This window comes from Lentzea sp. NPDC092896 (assembly GCF_044754905.1).
Lineage (GTDB): Bacteria > Actinomycetota > Actinomycetes > Mycobacteriales > Pseudonocardiaceae > Lentzea.
On record NZ_JBIVPX010000015.1, the window covers coordinates 159,173 to 178,450 of the forward strand.

At 69.1% G+C, this 19,278-nt stretch carries 9 protein-coding genes (1 of these 9 running past the window's edge); 7 read left to right on the forward strand and 2 right to left on the reverse strand.

All coding sequences use genetic code 11. The features are described from left to right. From ACIQF0_RS44775 to ACIQF0_RS44790, 4 genes are all read left to right on the forward strand, one after another. Window positions 1-12,553 carry the 3' portion of a non-ribosomal peptide synthase/polyketide synthase gene (locus ACIQF0_RS44775; RefSeq protein WP_401040693.1) on the forward strand. It extends 6,878 nt beyond the left edge of the window, so only the last 12,553 of its 19,431 coding nucleotides appear in the window; its start codon lies beyond the left edge, outside the window; the stop codon is at window positions 12,551-12,553. A 3-nt stretch (window positions 12,554-12,556) separates the two neighbouring features. Beyond that, window positions 12,557-13,807, forward strand: coding sequence for an MFS transporter (locus ACIQF0_RS44780; protein WP_401040696.1), 1,251 nt, complete (start codon window positions 12,557-12,559; stop codon window positions 13,805-13,807). Window positions 13,808-13,811: 4 nt separating this feature from the next. Beyond that, entirely contained in the window at window positions 13,812-14,018 is a 207-nt protein-coding gene (locus ACIQF0_RS44785; RefSeq protein WP_401040699.1) for an MbtH family protein, read from the forward strand. Window positions 14,019-14,130: 112 nt separating this feature from the next. Continuing rightward, window positions 14,131-14,418, forward strand: coding sequence for a DUF4342 domain-containing protein (locus ACIQF0_RS44790; RefSeq protein ID WP_401040701.1), 288 nt, complete (start codon window positions 14,131-14,133; stop codon window positions 14,416-14,418). Between the two features lie 61 nt (window positions 14,419-14,479). Here the strand turns inward: ACIQF0_RS44790 and ACIQF0_RS44795 are convergent, their stop codons facing one another. After that, window positions 14,480-14,827, reverse strand: a complete 348-nt coding sequence (locus ACIQF0_RS44795; RefSeq protein ID WP_401040703.1) for a hypothetical protein — start codon at window positions 14,825-14,827, stop codon at window positions 14,480-14,482. A gap of 309 nt (window positions 14,828-15,136) precedes the next feature. Here ACIQF0_RS44795 and ACIQF0_RS44800 point away from each other — a divergent pair, with 309 nt between their 5' ends. Next, entirely contained in the window at window positions 15,137-15,835 is a 699-nt protein-coding gene (locus ACIQF0_RS44800; RefSeq protein WP_396425421.1) for a glycoside hydrolase family 11 protein, read from the forward strand. A gap of 62 nt (window positions 15,836-15,897) precedes the next feature. Here the strand turns inward: ACIQF0_RS44800 and ACIQF0_RS44805 are convergent, their stop codons facing one another. Next, the gene (locus ACIQF0_RS44805; protein WP_401040706.1) at window positions 15,898-16,560 is read right to left on the reverse strand and encodes a TetR/AcrR family transcriptional regulator; all 663 of its coding nucleotides are present in this window, start codon (window positions 16,558-16,560) and stop codon (window positions 15,898-15,900) included. A 101-nt stretch (window positions 16,561-16,661) separates the two neighbouring features. On the opposite strand from ACIQF0_RS44805, the gene ACIQF0_RS44810 reads away from it, so the two are divergent. Both ACIQF0_RS44810 and ACIQF0_RS44815 read left to right on the forward strand, forming a co-directional pair. Next, window positions 16,662-17,144 (forward strand): YybH family protein, encoded by a 483-nt coding sequence (locus ACIQF0_RS44810; protein WP_401040709.1) that lies wholly within the window; start codon window positions 16,662-16,664, stop codon window positions 17,142-17,144. Between the two features lie 170 nt (window positions 17,145-17,314). After that, complete coding sequence (locus ACIQF0_RS44815; RefSeq protein WP_401040712.1) at window positions 17,315-19,246, forward strand: glycoside hydrolase family 44 protein; 1,932 nt, start codon at window positions 17,315-17,317, stop codon at window positions 19,244-19,246. The last annotated feature ends 32 nt before the right edge of the window (window positions 19,247-19,278 follow it).

Here is a 19,278-nt window from a genome sequence, read left to right on the forward strand (position 1 = left end):
AGCAGGCCTCGCCCGTGGCTACCTGAACCGCCCCGGCCTCACCGCGGACCGGTTCGTCGCCGACCCGTTCGGTGCGGCCGGCACCCGGATGTACCGCACCGGCGACCTCGCCCGGTGGAACGGTGAAGGCGAGTTGGAGTACGTCGGCCGCGCCGACCGGCAGGTGAAGATCCGCGGGTTCCGCATCGAGCTCGGTGAGGTCGAGGCCGCCCTCCTCGCACTGCCCGAGATCACCTCGGCCGTCGTGATGGCGCGCGACGCCAGGCTGGTCGCCTACGTCGTGCCGGACGGAGAACTGCCGAGCACGGTGGACCTCCGTGCCGCCCTGATGCGCACCCTGCCCGACTACATGGTGCCGTCGGCCTTCGTTCCGCTCGCGGAGATCCCGTTGACCCGCAACGGGAAACTGGACCGGCAGGCGCTGCTGGCACTGGACGCGGGCGCGGTGGCGAGCAGCGGGTACCGGGAGCCTCGGACGGAGGCCGAACGGACCGTCACCGCCATCTGGGCCGAGGTGCTGGGCGTCGAGCGGGTGGGCGCGGACGACAACTTCTTCGAACTGGGCGGCGACTCGATCCTGAGCATCCGGGTCGCGTCCCGGCTGCGCGCGGCCTTCGGTGCGGACGTGTCGCCGCGCGTCCTGTTCTCCTCACCCACGCCCGCATTGCTGGCTGCCGACCTGCCTGTGAGCGGCGGCGCGGTCGTGCCCGCGATCCCGGCTGTGCCTCGCGACCAGGATCTGCCGTTGTCCTTCGCACAGCAGAGGTTGTGGTTCCTCAACGAGTTCGACCCGGACAGCGCCGAGTACGTCACGGTCTTCGCGATCCGGCTGAACGGGTCGCTGAACGTCGATGCGTTGGGCCGCGCGTTGAACTCGTTGGTCGCCAGGCACGAGTCGTTGCGGACCACTTTCGAGTCGGTCGACGGAAGGCCGCGGCAGGTCGTGCACCCACCGCACGAGATCGCTGTGTCCGTGGTCGAGACCCAGGACGTCGAACTCCGCGAACTGACCCGGCCGTTCGACCTGAAGAACGGCCCGCTGCTGCGAGTCCTGCTGGCGCGATTGGCCGCGGACGAACACGTTCTCGTGCTGTCCATGCACCACATCATCACCGACGGCTGGTCGATGGGCGTGCTGTCGGAAGAGCTGAGCGCGCTCTACAACGGGTCCGCCGAACTGCCCTCGTTGCCGATCCAGTACGCGGACTTCGCTGCCTGGCAACGGGAACGTCTCGCCGACGACTCGATGAAGGAGCAGGTCGAGTACTGGCGCGATCAGCTCGACGGGCTCGCCCCGCTGGAGCTGCTGACCGACCGCCTCCGGCCCCCGGTGCAGACCACCAACGGCGCCTCGCGGGAGTTCACCGTGCCCGCGGACGTCACTGCCGCGCTCAGGGAGTTGGGCAGCCAGAAGGACACGACGCTGTTCATGACGCTCGTGGCCGGGTGCCAGCTGTTGCTGCAACGCCTGTCCGGTCAGAACGACATCGCCGTCGGCACGGTCAGCTCGGGCCGCGAGCAGCCGGAGGTGGAGCGGCTGGTCGGAATCTTCGTCAACACCCTCGTGCTGCGGTCGGAGATCGACGGCAGGCACGGGTTCCGGGAGCTCCTGGCGGACGTCCGGGAGACCGTGCTCGACGCCTTCGCCCACCAGGACCTGCCCTTCGAACGGGTGGTGGACGAACTCCAGCCGGACCGCGACACCAGCCGGTCACCGCTGTTCCAGGTGATGGTGACGTTGCAGAACGCGGGCAACCGGCTGCCCGAACTGGACGGCCTCGCGGTCAGCGAGTTCGCGCTGCCGATCACCAAGGCCACCTTCGACATCGGGTTCGAGTTCGAGGAACACGACGACGGCCTGCGTGGACTCGTCGACTACAACACCGACCTGTTCGACGCCGGCACCATCGACCGGATGATCGGGCACCTCGGCGTCCTGTTCGCCGCGGTCGTGGCCGACCCCGACCGTCCCGTGGCGCGGCTCGACCTGCTGACCGGCACCGAGCAGGAGCAACTCGTGGTGTCGTGGAACGACACCGATGTCGTTGTGCCTCCGGCGACCTGGCCGGAGTTGTTCGAGCAACAGGTGGCGAAGACCCCGGACGCGACCGCGTTGGTCTTCCAGGACCAGGAACTGACCTTCGCCGAGCTGAACGCCCGCGCGAACCGGCTGGCCCGCCATCTGATCGACAACGGTGCCGCACCCGAGCGGTTCGTGGCCGTGTCCCTGCCTCGGTCCGCGGACGTGGTCGTGGCGATCCTCGCGGTGCTCAAGTCCGGCGCGGTCTACCTGCCGCTGGACCCTGAGCTTCCACCCGACCGGATCGAGTTCGTGCTGAGCGACGCGCGACCGGTGGTGGTCCTCGACTCGATTCCGGCACTCGGCGGCTCCGCCGTGAATCTGGACATCGAGGCTGATGGCGCCGCGTACTGCATCTACACCTCTGGTTCGACCGGTGTGCCGAAAGGCGTGGTCGTCGACCACCGTGCGTTGGCCGAGCTGAGCCACGACCACCGCACCGAGTTCGGTGCCGCTCAGGCGAACGAGCGGATGCGGGTCGCGTTGACGTCCGCGTTCTCGTTCGACGCCTCGTGGGACGGCCTGCTCATGATGGCCGACGGTCACGAACTGCACCTGATCGACGACGTCCTGCGTCTCGACCCCGAGGCGTTGGCGGACTACGTCGTCAGCCGTCGGATCGACCTGGTCGACTCGACTCCTTCCCATGTCCAGCAACTGGTTCTGGCAGGGCTGTTCGCCGGCGGACGCCATCGGCCGTCGGTCCTCATGCTCGGCGGCGACGCGGTCGACCAGGCGTTGTGGCGTGAGCTGTCCGCGATCGAGGGGACGGTCGCGTACAACCACTACGGGCCGACCGAGACCACGGTCGACGTCGTGTGGACGCGGCTCGACGCCGCGGACCGCCCGGTGATCGGCCGGCCGGGCCACAACGTGCGGGCGTACGTGCTCGACGAACTGCTGCGCCCGGTGCCGATCGGCGTCCCCGGTCAGCTCCACCTGGCGGGCGGCCGCCTGGCCCGCGGCTACCTGAACAGGCCGGGACTGACCGCGGAGAGGTTCACGGCCAACCCGTTCGGGCCGCCCGGCAGCCGGCTCTACGGCACCGGCGACCGGGTGCGCTGGACCGCCGGCGGACTCCTGGAGTACCTGGGACGCGTCGACGAGCAGGTCAAGATCCGGGGCTTCCGCATCGAACCCGGTGAGGTCGAGGCGGCACTGCGCGGGCACGCCGAGGTCGCCGAGGCCGTTGTCGTCGCCAGGGAGGACGAGGGGCACCGCAGACTGGTCGCCTACCTCGTGCCCGCTCGACGGACGCCCGAGGCGCTGGAGTTGCGTGCCTGGCTGAAGCAGACCCTGCCCGACTACATGGTGCCGTCCGCGTTCGTCGTGCTCGACCGGTTGCCCATGACCACGAGCGGCAAGGTCGATCGCAACGCCCTTCCCGCACCGGACCGCCTGCGGGAAGGTCCGAGTGGGACTGCCCCGCGCACGGAGACCGAGCGCCGGCTGGCCGAGGTCTGGGCCGCCGTGCTCGGCGTCGAGCGGCTGGGCGTGGAGGACAACTTCTTCGCGCTCGGCGGTGACTCGATCCTGAGCATCCAGGTCGTCTCCCGTGCCCGGCAGGCGGGATTGAGGCTGACCTCGAAGGACATCTTCCGCCACCAGACCATCGCCGAACTCGCGGTCGTCGTGGGGGAGGGACCGGCAGACGAACCCGCGGACCCCGACCTCATCATCGGCCCGGCACCGCTCACCCCGATCCAGCGCTGGTTGCTGGAGACCGAGCACGACGATCCGCGTCACTTCACGATGTCGACGCTCGCCGAGCTGCCCCCTGACCTCGACGAAGAGGCGTTGTCCTCGGCGTTGGACGCGGTCGTGGCCCACCACGACGCGCTGCGCGCCCGGTTCACCCAGGTCGACGGCCAGTGGCGGCAGGAGTTCGCGCCGGCTGAGCGCATCGTGCTCGTGAAGCGCCACGATCTGTCCGAAGAGGACGTTCAGGACCTCGCTCTCAGGGCCCAGTCGGGCCTCGATCTGGAGAACGGACCGCTGGTCGCGGCGGTGTTGTTCACCTTCAGCGACCGGGCGCCGCGGCTCTTCCTCGCCGTCCACCACCTCGTCATCGACGGAGTGTCGTGGCGGATCCTGCTCGGTGACCTCGAGACCGCCTACCACCAGGTGCGGGCGGATCAGCCGATCGACCTCGGTGCCAAGACGACCTCCTATCACCTGTGGGCACGGCGGCTGGCCGACCACGTGGCGACCGGTGGCTTCGACGAAGACCTCGCGTACTGGGACAACGCCGTGGCGTCACCGGGGCTGCCGGTGGATCGCACCGGTGCGAACACGGCCGGGTCCAGTCGCACGATCTCGATGCGACTGGACCAGGAGAACACCGATGCCTTGCTGCGCAAGGTTCCCGACGTGTACCGCACCCAGGTCAACGACGTGCTGATGGCGGCGCTGGGCCGGGTGCTGTCGCGGTGGACCGGCCACGAGCAGGTCCTGGTGGCGATGGAAGGTCACGGCCGCGAGGAGATCCTCGACGGGATCGACCTGTCACGCACCGTCGGCTGGTTCACCGCGGAGTTCCCCGTCGCACTCACGGTGCCCAACACGGGCTGGGGCGACGCACTCAAGTCCACCAAGGAACAGCTGCGCGCGATCCCCCACAAAGGACTGAGCTACGGCGCGCTGAAGACCGGCCAGCCGGCGGAGATCGGCTTCAACTACCACGGCCAGTGGAACGCCACCGCGGACTCGGACGGGTTCTACCGCTCGTGGGGCACCGGCATCGGCCAGGACGTGGCCGCTGACCGGCAGCGCGCCTACCTGCTGGAGGTGACCGGCGTCGTCGAGGACGGCGAGCTGGAGCTGGGCTGGACGTACTCCACCGCCGTGCACGACGAGGAAACCGTGCAGGGCCTGGCAGAACAGCTGATCGCGTACCTGCTGGACATCGTCGAGCACTGCGGCACACCGGGAGCAGGAGGCCGGACCCCGTCGGACTTCCCGTTCGTCCGGCTCGATCAGGCGCAGGTCGACGACCTGGTCACCGGTTCGGTCGAGGACATCTACCCGCTGACCCCGTTGCAGGCCGGAATGCTGTTTCACAGCCTGGTGGACACCGACTCGGCCGCCTACTTCGAACAGATCCGCCTTCGACTTTCCGGTGTGACGGACCCGAGTGGGCTGGGCGAGGCGTGGCAACAGATCGCGAACCGGACCCCGGCGCTGCGCAGCAGGCTCGCGTGGGCCGGCGTGGAAGAACCGGTGCAGATCGTTGAACGTGACGTGGTGCTGCCCGTCACTCACCACGACTGGCGGGACCGGTCCGAGGCCGACCGCGAAGCCGCGCTGCGAGACCTGCTGGAAAGCGATCGTGCCGACAGGTTCGACCTGGCCACGGCACCGCTGTCCCGGGTGGCGATCATCGCGCTGCCCGGCGACGAGGTGCTGATGGTGTGGACCTCGCACCACGTCGTGCTCGACGGGTGGAGCGCCGCCCAGGTGTTCGCCGAGGTCTGCGAGCAGTACGCGGCCGTGGCGGGAGGAAGCGAGCCGCAACTCGTGGCCCGCCGCCCGTTCCGGGACTACCTGACCTGGCTGTCCGACCAGGATCCGGGGCAGGCGGAGGAGTACTGGCGGCGGACGCTCTCCGGCTTCGAGTCGCCGACCCCGCTGCCCTGCGATCGTCGCCCGCTTCAGGCGCACCGGACGCAGTCGGCCGAGTCGGTTCGCGTCGAGCTTCAGGCGTCCGGACTCCAGGAAGTCGCCCGGCGCAACGCCCTCACCCTCAACACGATCATCCAGGGCGCGTGGGCGCTGTTGCTGTCGCGCTACAGCGGCGAGCAGGACGTGGTGTTCGGCACCACGGTGTCCGGCCGCCCGGCCGAGCTTCCCGGTGTCGAGTCGATGCTCGGGATGTTCATCAACACCGTGCCGACCCGCGTCCAGGTCCACAGTGGATGGACGGTGGCCGGATGGCTGCGGGAGGTGCAGGCCGCGCAGAGCGAGTCGCGGGGCTTCGACTTCGTGTCACTCGGAGAGCTGCGGCCCTGGAGCGACGTGCCCGCCGGGCAGAACCTGTTCGACAGCATGGTCGTGTTCGAGAACTACCCGGTCAGCGAACCCGCGACCGCCGGGGCGCCCCAGGTGCTGGAGGTGAACTCGTCGGACGCGACCAGCTTCCCGCTGTGTCTGCGCGCCTCACTCGGTGAGAACCTTGCCCTGGACCTCGCCTACGATCCGGCGCTGTTCGACGCCTCCACGGTCCGTGCGATGGTCCAACGGCTGGGTTTGGTTCTCGAAGGCATCGCGAGCGACCCGGACGTTTCGGTGGCCACGTTGCCGTGGATGTCCGACGACGAGCGCGGCCGCGTCCTCGAAGCAAGCCAGGGGACTCGGCGTGACCTGCCCGCGGCGACGGTTCCCGAACTGTTCGCCGCCCAGGTGGCCCGCACGCCGGACGCACGGGCGGCCGGCACCCTGTCGTACGCGGAGCTGGACGCCCGTTCGAACCACCTGGCCAATCGGCTGGTGGAGCTCGGCGTCCGGCCGGAGGACCGCGTCGGACTGCTGCTGGAGCCCTCGGTCGCCCATTGCGTCGCCGAACTGGCGGTGCTGAAGGCCGGTGCGGCCTACGTTCCGCTCGACGTTCGCGCGCCACAGAAGCGAACGCGTTCGATGCTGGCGGAGGCCGGAGCTTCGGTGCTGATCACCGATACCACCTGGCAGACCGCGGCCGCTCAGGTCCACAGTGGACAGATTCTGCTCGCCGGTGCCGAGGAGTCGGCAACGGGCCCGGAGCCGCGCATCGATCAGGACGACCTGGCTTACGTCATGTACACGTCGGGGTCGACCGGAATGCCCAAGGGTGTCGCGGTTCGCCACCGGGACGTGGTGGGCCTGGCCTCCGACGGCCGTTTCCGCGGTGGCGCCCATGAACGGGTGCTGGCCCATTCACCGCTGGCGTTCGACGCGTCGACCTACGAACTGTGGGTGCCGTTGCTCAACGGCGGCCAGGTGGTGCTGGCGGACACTCCTGATCTGACCGTGGAGTCGTTGCACCGGGCGATCACCGAACATCAGGTGACCGGACTGTGGCTGACCGCGGGCCTGTTCCGGTTGGTGGCCCAGGACGCGCCCGGTTGCCTGGCCGGTGTCCGCGAGGTGTGGACGGGCGGCGACGTGGTCCCGGCGGCCGCGGTGCGCCGCGTCCTGGAGGCGTGCCCCGGTCTGGTGGTCGTCGACGGCTACGGGCCGACCGAGACCACCACCTTCGCGACCGCTCACCGGATGCACGACCTGGTGGCCGACCCGGTGCCGATCGGGCGCCCGTTGGACGACATGCGCGGCTACGTGCTCGACCACGACCTGCGGCCTGTACCTCTCGGCGTGCCGGGTGAACTGTGCATCGCGGGTTCGGGACTGTCCCGCGGCTACCTGAACCGGCCTGGGCTCACCGCCGAGCGGTTCGTCGCCGACCCGTTCGGCGCGCCGGGCGAGCGCATGTACCGGACCGGAGACGTCGTCCGGCGGACCGCCGACGGTGAGCTCGCCTTCCTCGGACGATCCGACGAGCAGGTGAAGCTGCGTGGGTTCCGGGTCGAACTGGGCGAGGTCGAGGCCGCGCTGGCCGCTCACCCCGCCGTCAGCCAGGCCGTGGCCGTTCTCGACGGCGGCAGGCTGGTCGCCTACGTCGTACCGGCGACCGTCGAGCCCTCGGACGTGCGCGAACACACCGTGGCGACGTTGCCGGAGTACATGGTCCCGGCCGTGATCATGGCGCTGGACGAGCTGCCGTTGAGCCGCAATGGAAAGGTCGACCGCCGGGCGCTCCCGGCACCGGGCGCGGCGACCACCGCACGTCATGTGGCACCACGTACCCGCCTCGAACGGACCGTCGCGGACCTCTGGGCACGCCTGCTCGGCGTGGAGCGCGTCGGTGTCGACGACAACTTCTTCGAGCTCGGCGGCGACTCGATCATGAGCATCCGGCTGGTGTCCGGGCTGCTGGCCGAGTGCGGAACGAGCGTGTCGCCGAGGATGGTGTTCAGCAACCCGACGGTCGCCGGTCTGGCCGCCGCGATCGGTGCGGAGAGCGCGGGCCGGATTCCGGTGCTGCCCCGGCACGGCACCGTCGAGCAGTCGTTCGCCCAGCAACGGCTCTGGTTCCTCGACGACTTCGAACCGGGTGGCACCGAGTACGTCACGTTCACCGCCGTGCGGCTGATGGGCGAACTGGACGTCGGCGCGCTGTCCACGGCGTTCACGGCACTGGTCGCCAGGCACGAATCTCTCCGCACGACGTTCGGAAGCGGCGTCCAGGTGGTGCAGGAGCCGTTCGAGGTTCAGGTGCCGGTGACCGACCTGCCTCCGGACACCGACCTGATGGCCGTGCTGGCCGAGGAGGGCCGTCGCCCGTTCGACCTGCGCCGCGGTCCGTTGATGCGGCCGGGCCTGATCAGGCTGGCGGACGACGAGCACGTGCTGACTCTGGCCCTGCATCACATCATCACTGACGGCTGGTCGAACGGAGTGATCGCCAGTGAGTTGAGCGTGCTGTACGGCGCCGCCCTGCGCGGCGAGCAGGCGGATCTGCCGGCGCTTCCCGTGCAGTACGCGGACTTCGCCGCCTGGCAGCGCGGATTGCTGTCGGAGAGCGCCCTGGACGAGCAGGTGTCGTACTGGCGCAACCAACTCGCCGATGTCCCACTGCTGGACCTGCCATCGGACCGCCCCAGACCCGCCGTGCGCTCGACGAGTGGCGCGGTGGCGGAGACCGTCGTTCCCGAGGCGGTCACCGCGCGGCTCACCGAGCTGAGCCGTCAGCGGGAGACCACCCTGTTCACCACGCTGGTCGCGGCCTGTCAGGTCCTCTTCGGACGGTTGGCGGGGCAGGACGACGTGACCGTTGGAACCGTGGCCTCAGGCCGTGAGCGCGCCGAGCTGACCGGGCTCGTCGGGTTCTTCGTGAACACGCTGGCGTTGCGGTCCCGCGTGCGTGGCGACCTCGCCTTCACCGACTTCCTCGGCGAGGTGCACGAGACCGTCCGGGACGCGTTCGACCGTCAGGACCTTCCGTTCGAGCGGGTCGTGGACAGCGTCCAACCCGACCGCGACACCGCCCGCACCCCGCTGTTCCAGGTCATGGTGGTGCTGCAGAACGCTCCGCGGGAGGCACCGCTGCTGCCCGGCCTGGTGGCAGAGGACGTGGAGCTGCCGCTGACGACGGCCAACTTCGACGTCACGGTCGAGTTCCAGGAACTCGACGGCCGGCTGCGGGTCGCGCTGAACTACAACACCGACCTGTTCGACCCCACCACGATCGAGCGGTTCGCCGACCAGTTGCAGGTGCTGCTCGCGGACATCGCGGACGATCCGCAACGAGCGGTGTCCCGCCTGACGCTGCTGTCCGAGACCGAACGGCGGCGGCTGGTGGTCGACTGGAACGACACGGATCGCGACGTTGCCGCCGGCCTGCTGCCGGAGTTGTTCGAGGCTCAGGTGCGGCGTGCCCCGGACGCTCCGGCGCTGCTCGGCGAGGACGAGGTGGTGAGCTTCGCCGAGCTCAACGCGCGAGCGAACCGGCTGGCCAGGGTGCTGGCCGGCAGGGGAGCAGGCCCTGAGCAGATCGTCGCGCTCGTCCTGCCGCGCTCGGTGGACATCATCGTCGCCCAGCTCGCGGTGCTGAAGGCAGGAGCGGCCTTCCTGCCGGTCGACGCGGCACATCCGGCGGACCGGATCGCGTTCATGCTCGACGACGCCCGTCCCGCCCTGATCCTCACCCTCCGCGACATGGACACGAACCTGGCCGGCAGAGAAGGAGTGCTGGAGCTCGACGAGCCCGGTTTGCTGTCCGAAGTGGACAGCGGCGATCTCACCGACGCCGACCGGACCTGCCCGCTGCTGCCGGAACACCCGGCGTACGTGATCTACACGTCCGGATCGACCGGGCGGCCCAAGGGCGTCGTCGTGCCGCACACCGGCCTGGCCAGTCTCTCGGCTGCTGCGATCGAGCACTTCGGCGTCACCTCGGCCGATCGCGTCCTGGAGTACGCGTCTCCGAGCTTCGACGTCTCGGTGCTGGAGCTGTGCATGTCGTTGCCCGCCGGGGCAGCGCTGGTCGTACCGCCTCCCGGCCCGTTGCTGGGGGAGGAGCTGGCCGAACTGCTGGCCGATCGGGCGGTGACCGTCGCCGAGATCCCTCCCGCCGCACTGGCCACCGTGCCGAGGTCTTCACTGCCGGACTTCCGCACGCTCATCGTGGGCGGCGATGTGTGCAGCGCGGACCTGGCGGCTCGCTGGGCGCCGGGCCTGCGGATGTTCAACGGCTACGGGCCGACGGAGTTCACGGTGTCGACGACCTGGAGCGCACCGCTGACCGGCGCGGGCACCCCGCCCATCGGAAAGCCGATCCCCAACACCCGTGTGTACGTTGTGGACAGTGCCCTCCGGCCCGTGCCGATCGGCGTTCCCGGCGAGCTCCACGTCGCAGGCATGGGCCTGGCCCGCGGGTACCTCAACCGTCCAGGGCTGACCGCGGACAGGTTCGTGGCGAACCCGTTCGGGCTGCCTGGGTCGCGCCTCTACCGCACGGGCGATGTCGTCCGGTGGACCAGGACCGGCGAGCTGGAGTTCATCGGGCGGACGGACGACCAGGTGCAGGTCCGCGGATTCCGGATCGAGCTGGGCGAAGTCGAGTCGGCACTGTTGCGGCATCCTGAGGTGAGCGAGGCCGTCGCGGCCGTGCAGGACGAACGCCTGGTCGCCTACGTGGTGGCGGGTTCGACGGCACCCGGTACGGCCGACCTGCGCGAGTTCCTGAGCCGGACGCTGCCCGACCACATGGTGCCCGTCGCGTTCATGGCACTGGAGTCCTTGCCGCTCAACGCAAGCGGAAAGGTCGACCGACGTCGGCTGGCCCCGGTCACCGCGGCTCCCGACCCAGGGGTCTCCTACGTCGAGCCGAGCACCCAGGCCGAGCGTGCGCTCGCCGAGATCTGGGCCGACGTGCTCGGGCTGGAACGCGTCGGCGTGCGGGACAACTTCTTCGACCTGGGCGGCGACTCCATCCTCAGCATGCAGGTGGTGTCACGGGCCAGGAAGGCAGGCCTGGGGCTGACGTCCAAGGACCTCTTCCTGCACCAGAGCATCGACGTGCTCGCCGCCGAACTCGGTGAGGTCGACACGTCGGCGACACGAGGACAGGCGGAACCGGTCTTCGGCCCGGCACCGCTGACGCCGATCCAGCACTGGTTCTTCGAGAGCCACATCGTCAATCCGCACCACTTCAACCAGTCGATGCTGCTGGAGCTGACCTCCGACCTGGACGAGAAGGCGTTGCGACAGGCCCTGGACACGCTGTGGACCCACCACGACGCTCTCCGGATGCGCTTCGAGCAGCTCGACGGTCAGTGGCGGCAACACAACGCCGCTGCCGAGCCGGTCGAGCTGCTGCAACGCCACGACCTGTCCGGTGTGGACGATCAGACGGCCGCGATGGAGGAGGTGGCCGACGCGGTCCACGCCGGCTTCGACCTGCGGACCGGCCCGTTGCTGAAGGCCGTTCTGTTCACCGGGGGAGAGCGGCCGTTCCTCTTCCTGGCCGCGCACCACGTCGTGGTCGACGGCGTGTCCTGGCGGATCCTGCTGGACGACCTTGAACTGGCCTACCAGCAGGCCGGCCTCGGCGAGAAGTCGACGTCGTTCGTGGACTGGGCCCAGCGCCTCAGCGAGCACGTGGCGGCGGGTGGACTCGATCACGAGCTCGGACACTGGGCCGCTGCCCTGGACGTGCGCGACCTGCCGGTGGACCGGGCACCCGAGAAGTCCGCGACCCCGGCCGAGATCGTGACGGTCACGCTGGACGCCGAGGCCACGGACGCGTTGCTGCACGCGGCACCCACCGCGTACCGCACCCGGATCAACGAGGTTCTGCTCAGCGCGCTCGCCTGGGCGTTGTCCCGCTGGACCGGGCAGCAGGTCGTCTCGATCGACCTCGAAGGGCACGGCCGTGAGGACGTCCTCGACGGGGTCGACCTGACCCGGACCGTCGGCTGGTTCACCACGATCTTCCCGATCGCCCTGACCGTGCCGCAGGAGGACGAACCGCGGTGGCGGGAGGTGGTCAAGTCGGTCCGGCGGCAGCTGCGAGCCGTGCCGGGCAACGGGTTCGGCTACTCGGCGCTGCGTCACCTCGGCTCACCCGAGGCACGCGAGCGGTTGTCCGGCGACGGGAAGGGGCCGCAGATCGCCTTCAACTACCTCGGGCAGTGGGACAGCACCGCCAAGAACACCGGCAGCGGTCTCTACGTGGCGTCGCACTCGTCGCTGGGGCAGGACCACGATCCCGCGGAGAGCAGCTCGCACGTGCTCGAGGTGGTGGGCGCGGTCCAGGGCGGCGAGCTGGTGTTCTCCTGGTTCTACCAACCGGATCTGCACGACCTCACGACCGTGGAGTCGGTGGCCGGCGACTTCGCCGACGCTCTGCGGAGCATCGCGCGGGACTGCGGGAAGGGCTGAGCCATGACCGTTCCGTTGTCCCGCAACCGCGACTACCGGCTGCTGTGGATCAGCCAGGCGCTGTCGGCGTCGGGGTTCAGCGCGTCGATGATCGCCTTCCCGCTGCTGGTGCTCGCCCTCACCGGGTCGCCGGCGACGACCGGGCTGGTGCTGGGCGTCGAGGCGGCGGCCCAGGTCGTGGTGGGACTCCCCGGCGGCGCCCTGGTGGATCGCTGGAACCGCAAGAAGATCATGCTCACGGCCGAGGCGACGCAGGCACTGGCCGTCGCCAGCCTGGTCCTGGCGCTCTGGCTGGACGTGCTGGGCGTGGCGCACATCGTGGTGGTGGCGGCGCTGATGGGCGTGTGCAACGGCCTGTTCGGCCCGGCCGAAAGCGCCGCGCTGGTGAAGATCGTGCCGCAGGAGCAGCTGGCGACGGCACTGGCGATGAACTCGGCCCGCGGCGCGGTGGGGCAGCTGTCAGGCACGGCGCTGGGCGGTTTCCTGTTCGCGGTCGGAAGGCTGGTGCCGTTCGCGTTCAACGTGCTCACCCACACGATCTCGTTCCTGGCGTTGTTGTTCGTGCGCGTGCCTCGCTCCGAAGTCGAGCAGCGGCCGGACAGCCATCTGGGCAAGGAGATGGCCGAGGGCCTGCGCTGGGTCTGGCGGCAACGGCACGTCCGGGTCACGGTGCTGTGCGCGGTGAGCCTCAACTTCCTCTTCAGCGCCTACTACATCGTCATCATCGTGCTGGTCTCCGGCCGGGGCGTCTCCTCGGGCGAGATCGGCGTCATGGCGGCGATGCTCGGCGTGGGCGGCATCTGCGGCGCCCTGCTCGCGCCGTACCTGCACCGGGCGATGAGCCCGTACGCGTCGATCATCGTGGTGTTCTGGGCGCTGGCGGTGCTCACCCCGGTGGCGGTGTTCATCGACAACGGCCTGCTGATGGGGGCGTTGTTCTTCGCGATGGCCCTGTTGCCGCCGACCGCGAACACGACGATCAACACCTACCAGCTCCTGCTCACGCCCGATCGCCTGCGCGGCCGGCTGAGCGGGGTGATGGGGATGATCTCCGGGGTGTCCGCCGCGGCCGGTCCCGCGTTCGGCGGCCTGCTCGTGCAGGCGGTGGCCGGCACCTACGCGGTCCTGCTGATCGCCGCCGCAATCGCGGTGATCGCGGTCATCACGACCCTGAGTCCCACCATGCGCTCGTTCCCGCGCGAGGAGACCCTCGCCGCGGACGCACCGGAATCCGAAACGACGAAAGGACGATGAACAAGTGGACGAGGACATCAAGTACCAGGTCCTGATCAACGACGAGGAGCAGTACTCGCTCTGGCCGGTGGACCAGGACGTCCCCGCCGGATGGCGCGGCACCGGCACCGAAGGGACCAAGGACCACTGCATGTCCTATGTGGACGAGGTGTGGACGGACATGCGCCCGCGCAGCCTCCGCGAGCGGATGGCGGCCGGCCAGCAGGACTGATACCGCAGCACGACTACTCCTGAGGGAGTAAGTCATGCGGAACCCTGATGGCAGGTGTCCGGCCTCGGGCAGGCTGGCGTCGTACCGGAATGTCCGCAGTTGGAGGAGAGACATGAGCGAACCCAGGCCCGACTCCGCCCGCGCGGCCGTCGACTCGGTGGTCGACGCCGTGCGCGGGCTGGTCGACGAGGGCATCAACCGCCACGTGGTGGTGCGGGACAGCAGAAACGACGTGCTGCTGGAGGTCCCGGTGGCTCTCGGACTGGTCGCGGCGTTCGCGGCTCCGGTGGCCACGACCATCGGCGCGGGTCTCGCGCTGGTCGGCAAGTGCGGGATCAAGATCGAGGACCGCCGCCAGCCCGGTGAGGAGCCCGCGACGGTCGAGCCAGAGCAGGTCTAGGTCCTGGCGGGTATCGCGTTGTCCAGCGGCGCCGGACGACCACCGACCCGGCCTCTGCGGATCAGTCAGCGAGGCCGGGCAGGTGGTAGCCGGTGTGGTCGTCCCACTCGATCTCGTAGTCGTCGAGGGTGAAGGTCCAGTCCGCGTCCGGCACCGCGCTGCGCAGCGCGGTGACCGCGGCCAGCCAGTGCACCAGCGACGGGACCGCCCGCTCATCCGCGGCGGGCAGCTTGGTCGACCCGTCGAGCACCGTTCCCGGCTCCAGCCGGTCGTAGAGGTACAGGCCCTCTTCTTCCGAGGAGAACGGCGCGCTCGCGTTGTAGGTGCCGGCGACCTGGCCGACCGCCGTGATCTCGGCGTTGGTCAGCGGGTTCGCGCGGCGAGCTGTGTAGTAGAGAGAGACGCCCACGCGGGCCACCATAGCCGGGGTCGTCGTCACGCCGCTGACGTTCGACGACCAAATCTTCAGCTCGATCCAAGAACGTGCCGTCGAACAATTCGATTGATTCGACTTGTTTGATGGACATAAAAGCAGCCGGCTATAACCGGTGCGGGTTCGCCGCAACGTTTCGAAACTTCTCGGCAACCTTACGGAGTCGGCTCGGCACTGCTAGTGTCCGAATCAACGGCGGCCGTCATCGCGATCACCATTCACTCGCACGGTTCGTTTCGTGCTGCCTGGCCGCCGTGCCAACCTCGATGACGAGGAGTACCGCATATGGCTAAAAGCAATTTCCGACCGTCGAGCCGCAAACGCGGCCGTGTCGCACTGCTCGTCAGCGGCGCCTGCACCGCGCTGGTCATGGCCCTGACGCCTGTTGTGGCCGGTGCTGACGTCGGTGCCGCCGCGACGTGCTCGAGCCAGACGGGCAACAACGGCGGTTACTACTTCTCCTTCTGGACCGACGGCGGCGGCCGGGTCTGCATGGACTTCGGCTCCGGCGGCAACTACAGCACCTCGTGGAGCAATGTCGGCAACTTCGTCGGCGGCAAGGGCTGGAGCAACGGTTCGCGGCGGACGGTGAACTATTCCGGAAGCTTCAACCCGTCCGGCAACGCCTATCTGACCCTGTACGGGTGGACGTCGAACCCGCTGGTCGAGTACTACATCGTCGACAACTGGGGCAACTACCGGCCCACCGGCACCTACAAGGGCACGGTCACCACTGACGGCGGCACGTACGACATCTACCAGACGATGCGGTACAACGCGCCTTCCGTCGAAGGCAACAACAAGACGTTCCCGCAGTTCTGGAGCGTCCGGCAGCAAAGGCGGACCGGTGGATCCATCACCACCGGCAACCACTTCGACGCGTGGAGCCGCGCCAACATGCGGCTCGGCAACTTCAGCTACTACATGATCCTCGCGACCGAGGGGTACCAGAGCAGCGGCAACTCCAACATCACGGTGAGGTGAGCGCCTGCTCCTGATCACGCGCTGTCCTGGGAGGGCTCGGGTCCTCTCGGGACAGCGCTCGGTCAGGGCGAGTCGCCTCGGACCGCGGGCAGGCCGGCGGCGGTCGCCGCGACGAAGCGCTGCAGCGTCGGACGGAACGGCGGGAACACCGCCGCGATCCCGGGCTCACGGGCGTAGAGCTCGGCCAGCGCCGGTGGCGGCTGGGACAGGGGATACAACCTGCCGACGAACGCTCCCGCGGCGAACACGACGGACGAGCCGTCCCTGCCGCTCAACTCCGGGCACACGGCCATGATCTGCTCGCCGACCCGCGCGTACATGTCGATGGCCCACAGCTTGTACGTGTGCAGCACCTCGAGCGAGACGTTGTGCTCCAGCATGGTCTCGGCGTGACCGATGAGGTCGCAGTACAGGGGCCGCTCGGCGAAGGAGTCCGCCAGCGCGGAGGCCATGTGGTCGATGCCGGAGGCGTCCCTGAGCCGGTCTCGCACCGCGTCGGCCCAGTCCGTGCCGTCGCGCATGGTGAGCTGCAGATAGATCTCTTCGCGGGTGCCGAAGTAGCGCAGGACGTTGGACTTCACCAGGCCGACGGCGGCCGCGATGTCACCCAGGCTGACCTGGGCCACACCCTTGGCCGTGGCGAGGTCGCGGGCGGCCGCGAGGATCGTCTCCCGCCGCTGCTCCTTTTGGTCCGGGCGCCGTGCCCGCCGGAACGACGCTTCCATGGTGAAAGGCACTCTACCAGGAGGTTTTGTTAAAAGTACGGTGTTCCTTTATCGTCTGGCTGGTCAGCACCACACCCCTGCGCGGCCGGAGGCCACGACTCATGACCCAGCAACAGCGCTCCCTGTCCGCGACGGTCGACGAGTTCGTCGACGCCTTCAACGTCAACGACCTCGACCGCGTCATGGCCTTCTTCGCCGACGACGCCGAGTACGAGCCGGGTGACGGCGCGAAGCACCAGGGCAAAGCCGCGATTCGCGCGGAGTTCGCGCCCCAGTTCGCCGGCAGGTACGGCGCGATGCGCTTCGACGTGCACGACAAGCTCGTCGACGAGTCCGGGCGACGCGCGGCGATCCGCTGGGCGTGCCGGATCGACGTCTCCGGGCAGCGCGGCCGCGGGGTCTACCCCCTGCTGAGGTTGCTCGGGCTCCTGCGGCACGGCCCCCGCATGGTCTGGCAGGGAATGGACGTCTTCCACTTCGACGCAGACGGCTCGATCACCGGCAAGTACTCCTACGCGAACTTCAAGGTCCCGCCGATGAAGCGCGACAGGGGAGAGCCGTGGACCACTGCCGCGTCCAGGTGACTCCGCGGCGGAAATGTCGATGATCGCGTGAACGCATTCATCCGAATTCGGTCTTCGACTCGAACGCCGTCGATTCGACCTGTTCGCGCTTGACGCTTTGCGCGTTTCCCGCGACCGTCCTGTGGACACATATCCACGCACTGGATCGGGCGGGGGCGTCTGTGGTCGGTATGCGGCAACGGCGGAAGGCGCGTTCGATCACGGCCTCGGCCTCGGCGGTGTTGCTCGTGGCCGCGACGTTCACGGTCCAGGCGGCCACGAGCGCCACGGCGGCGGCCACCGGGCCCGAGCTGGCGGTGGACGTGTCCGCCGCCCGGCACGCGATCAGTCCCGGCGTCTACGGCCTGAACGGTGGCGATCCGGCGTTCAACGCCGAGATCGGGCAGTCGGTGGCGCGCTGGGGCGGCAACGCGTCCAGCCGCTACAACTTCAAGAACCACACGTACAACACCGGCAGCGACTGGTACTTCGAGAACATCGTCGCCGACGAGCAGCACACCCTCGAGTGGATGGTCGGGTCCAACCTCGACCGCGGCATCAAACCGGTCGTCACCGTGCCGATGGTCGGCTGGGTGGCGAAGGACTCGCCGTCGTCGCACCCGTTCGCGTGCGGTTTCCCGGCGACCAGGTACCCGCAGCAGGACGGCTTCGACGAGTGGGACCCCAACTGCGGCAACGGTCTGCTCAACGGGACGAACCTCGCCGGCGTGCCCGCGGACACCTCGGTCAGGGCCGACGCGGCGTTCGCAGGCGAGATGGTGTCGCACCTGGTGAGCAGGTTCGGCACGGCGGCGCAGGGCGGCGTGCCGATCTACGAGCTAGACAACGAGCCGGTGCTGTGGGCCCACACGCATCGCGACGTGCACCCCGAGCTGGTCTCGTACGACGAACTGGGAAGCAAGGGCACGGCGACCGCCGCGGCGATCAAGGCCGCCGACCCCGGCGCCGCGGTCCTCGGCCCGTCCGGCTGGGGGTACTGCGAGTGGGTCGCGTCCGGTGTGGACGGTTGTGGGCCCGGCGCCGACTCGGCCGCGCACGGCGGGCTGAACCTCTCGCAGTGGTACCTGAAGAACATGAAGGACTACAGCGATGCCCACGGGGGTAAGCGTTTCCTCGACTACTTCGACCAGCACTACTACCCGCAGATCGGCGGCGGCAAGGACCCCGAGTCCAACGCGCTGAGGCTGCGGTCCACGAGGTCGTTGTGGGACCCCACCTACGTCGAGGAGTCCTGGATCGGCCCCGGCGGGGTGAACGCGCCGCCGCTGCAGTTCATCCGCACCATGAAGTCGTGGATCGACCAGTACAACCCCGGCACCAAGACCGCGATCACCGAGTACAACTGGGGCGCGCTCGACGACATCAACGGCGCGCTGACGCAGGCCGACGTCCTCGGCATCTTCGGCCGTGAAGGTCTCGACCTCGCCACCATGTGGGGCGAGCCCAAGCCGGCCGATCCGGGCGCGTACGCGTTCCGGATGTACCGCAACTACGACGGCGCGGGCAGCCGATTCGGTGACGTCAGCGTCTCGGCGACCTCCACCGACCAGGGTCGGCTCGCGGTGTACGCGGCACAGCGCTCGTCCGACGACGCGCTGACCGTCATGGTCGTCAACAAGACCGGCGAGGACCTGACGTCACCGCTGTCGACGACCGGGTTCGACGGAACCGTTGCGGCGCAACGGTTCACCTACGGCCCGGCGAACCTGAGCGCGATCGTGCGCGGCGCCGATCTCCCGGTGAACGACGGTCATGTCGACGCGACGTATCCGGCCAACTCCATCACGCTGCTGGTGCTGCCGCCCGCAGGGTGTTCGGCGAGCCTGCACGTCAACGGCGACTGGAACACCGGACACGTCGCGACGGTGACCGTCACCAACGAGCGTCACACGGCGATGGCCGGGTGGCGGGTCAGCTGGAGGTGGCCTGACGGCCAGCAGGTCACGAACTCGTGGAGCACCACTCTGAAGCAGGACGGCGCCCGCGTGGTCGCCGCGGACGCCGGGTGGAACGGCTCCATAGGTGCGGGTGGCAGCACGACGTTCGGGTTCCAGGCCACGGGCAGAGCGGCCGCGCCGACGTTGCGCTGCACTCCGGCCTGATGCCTGATCGACCAACGTCGACAACATCGCAG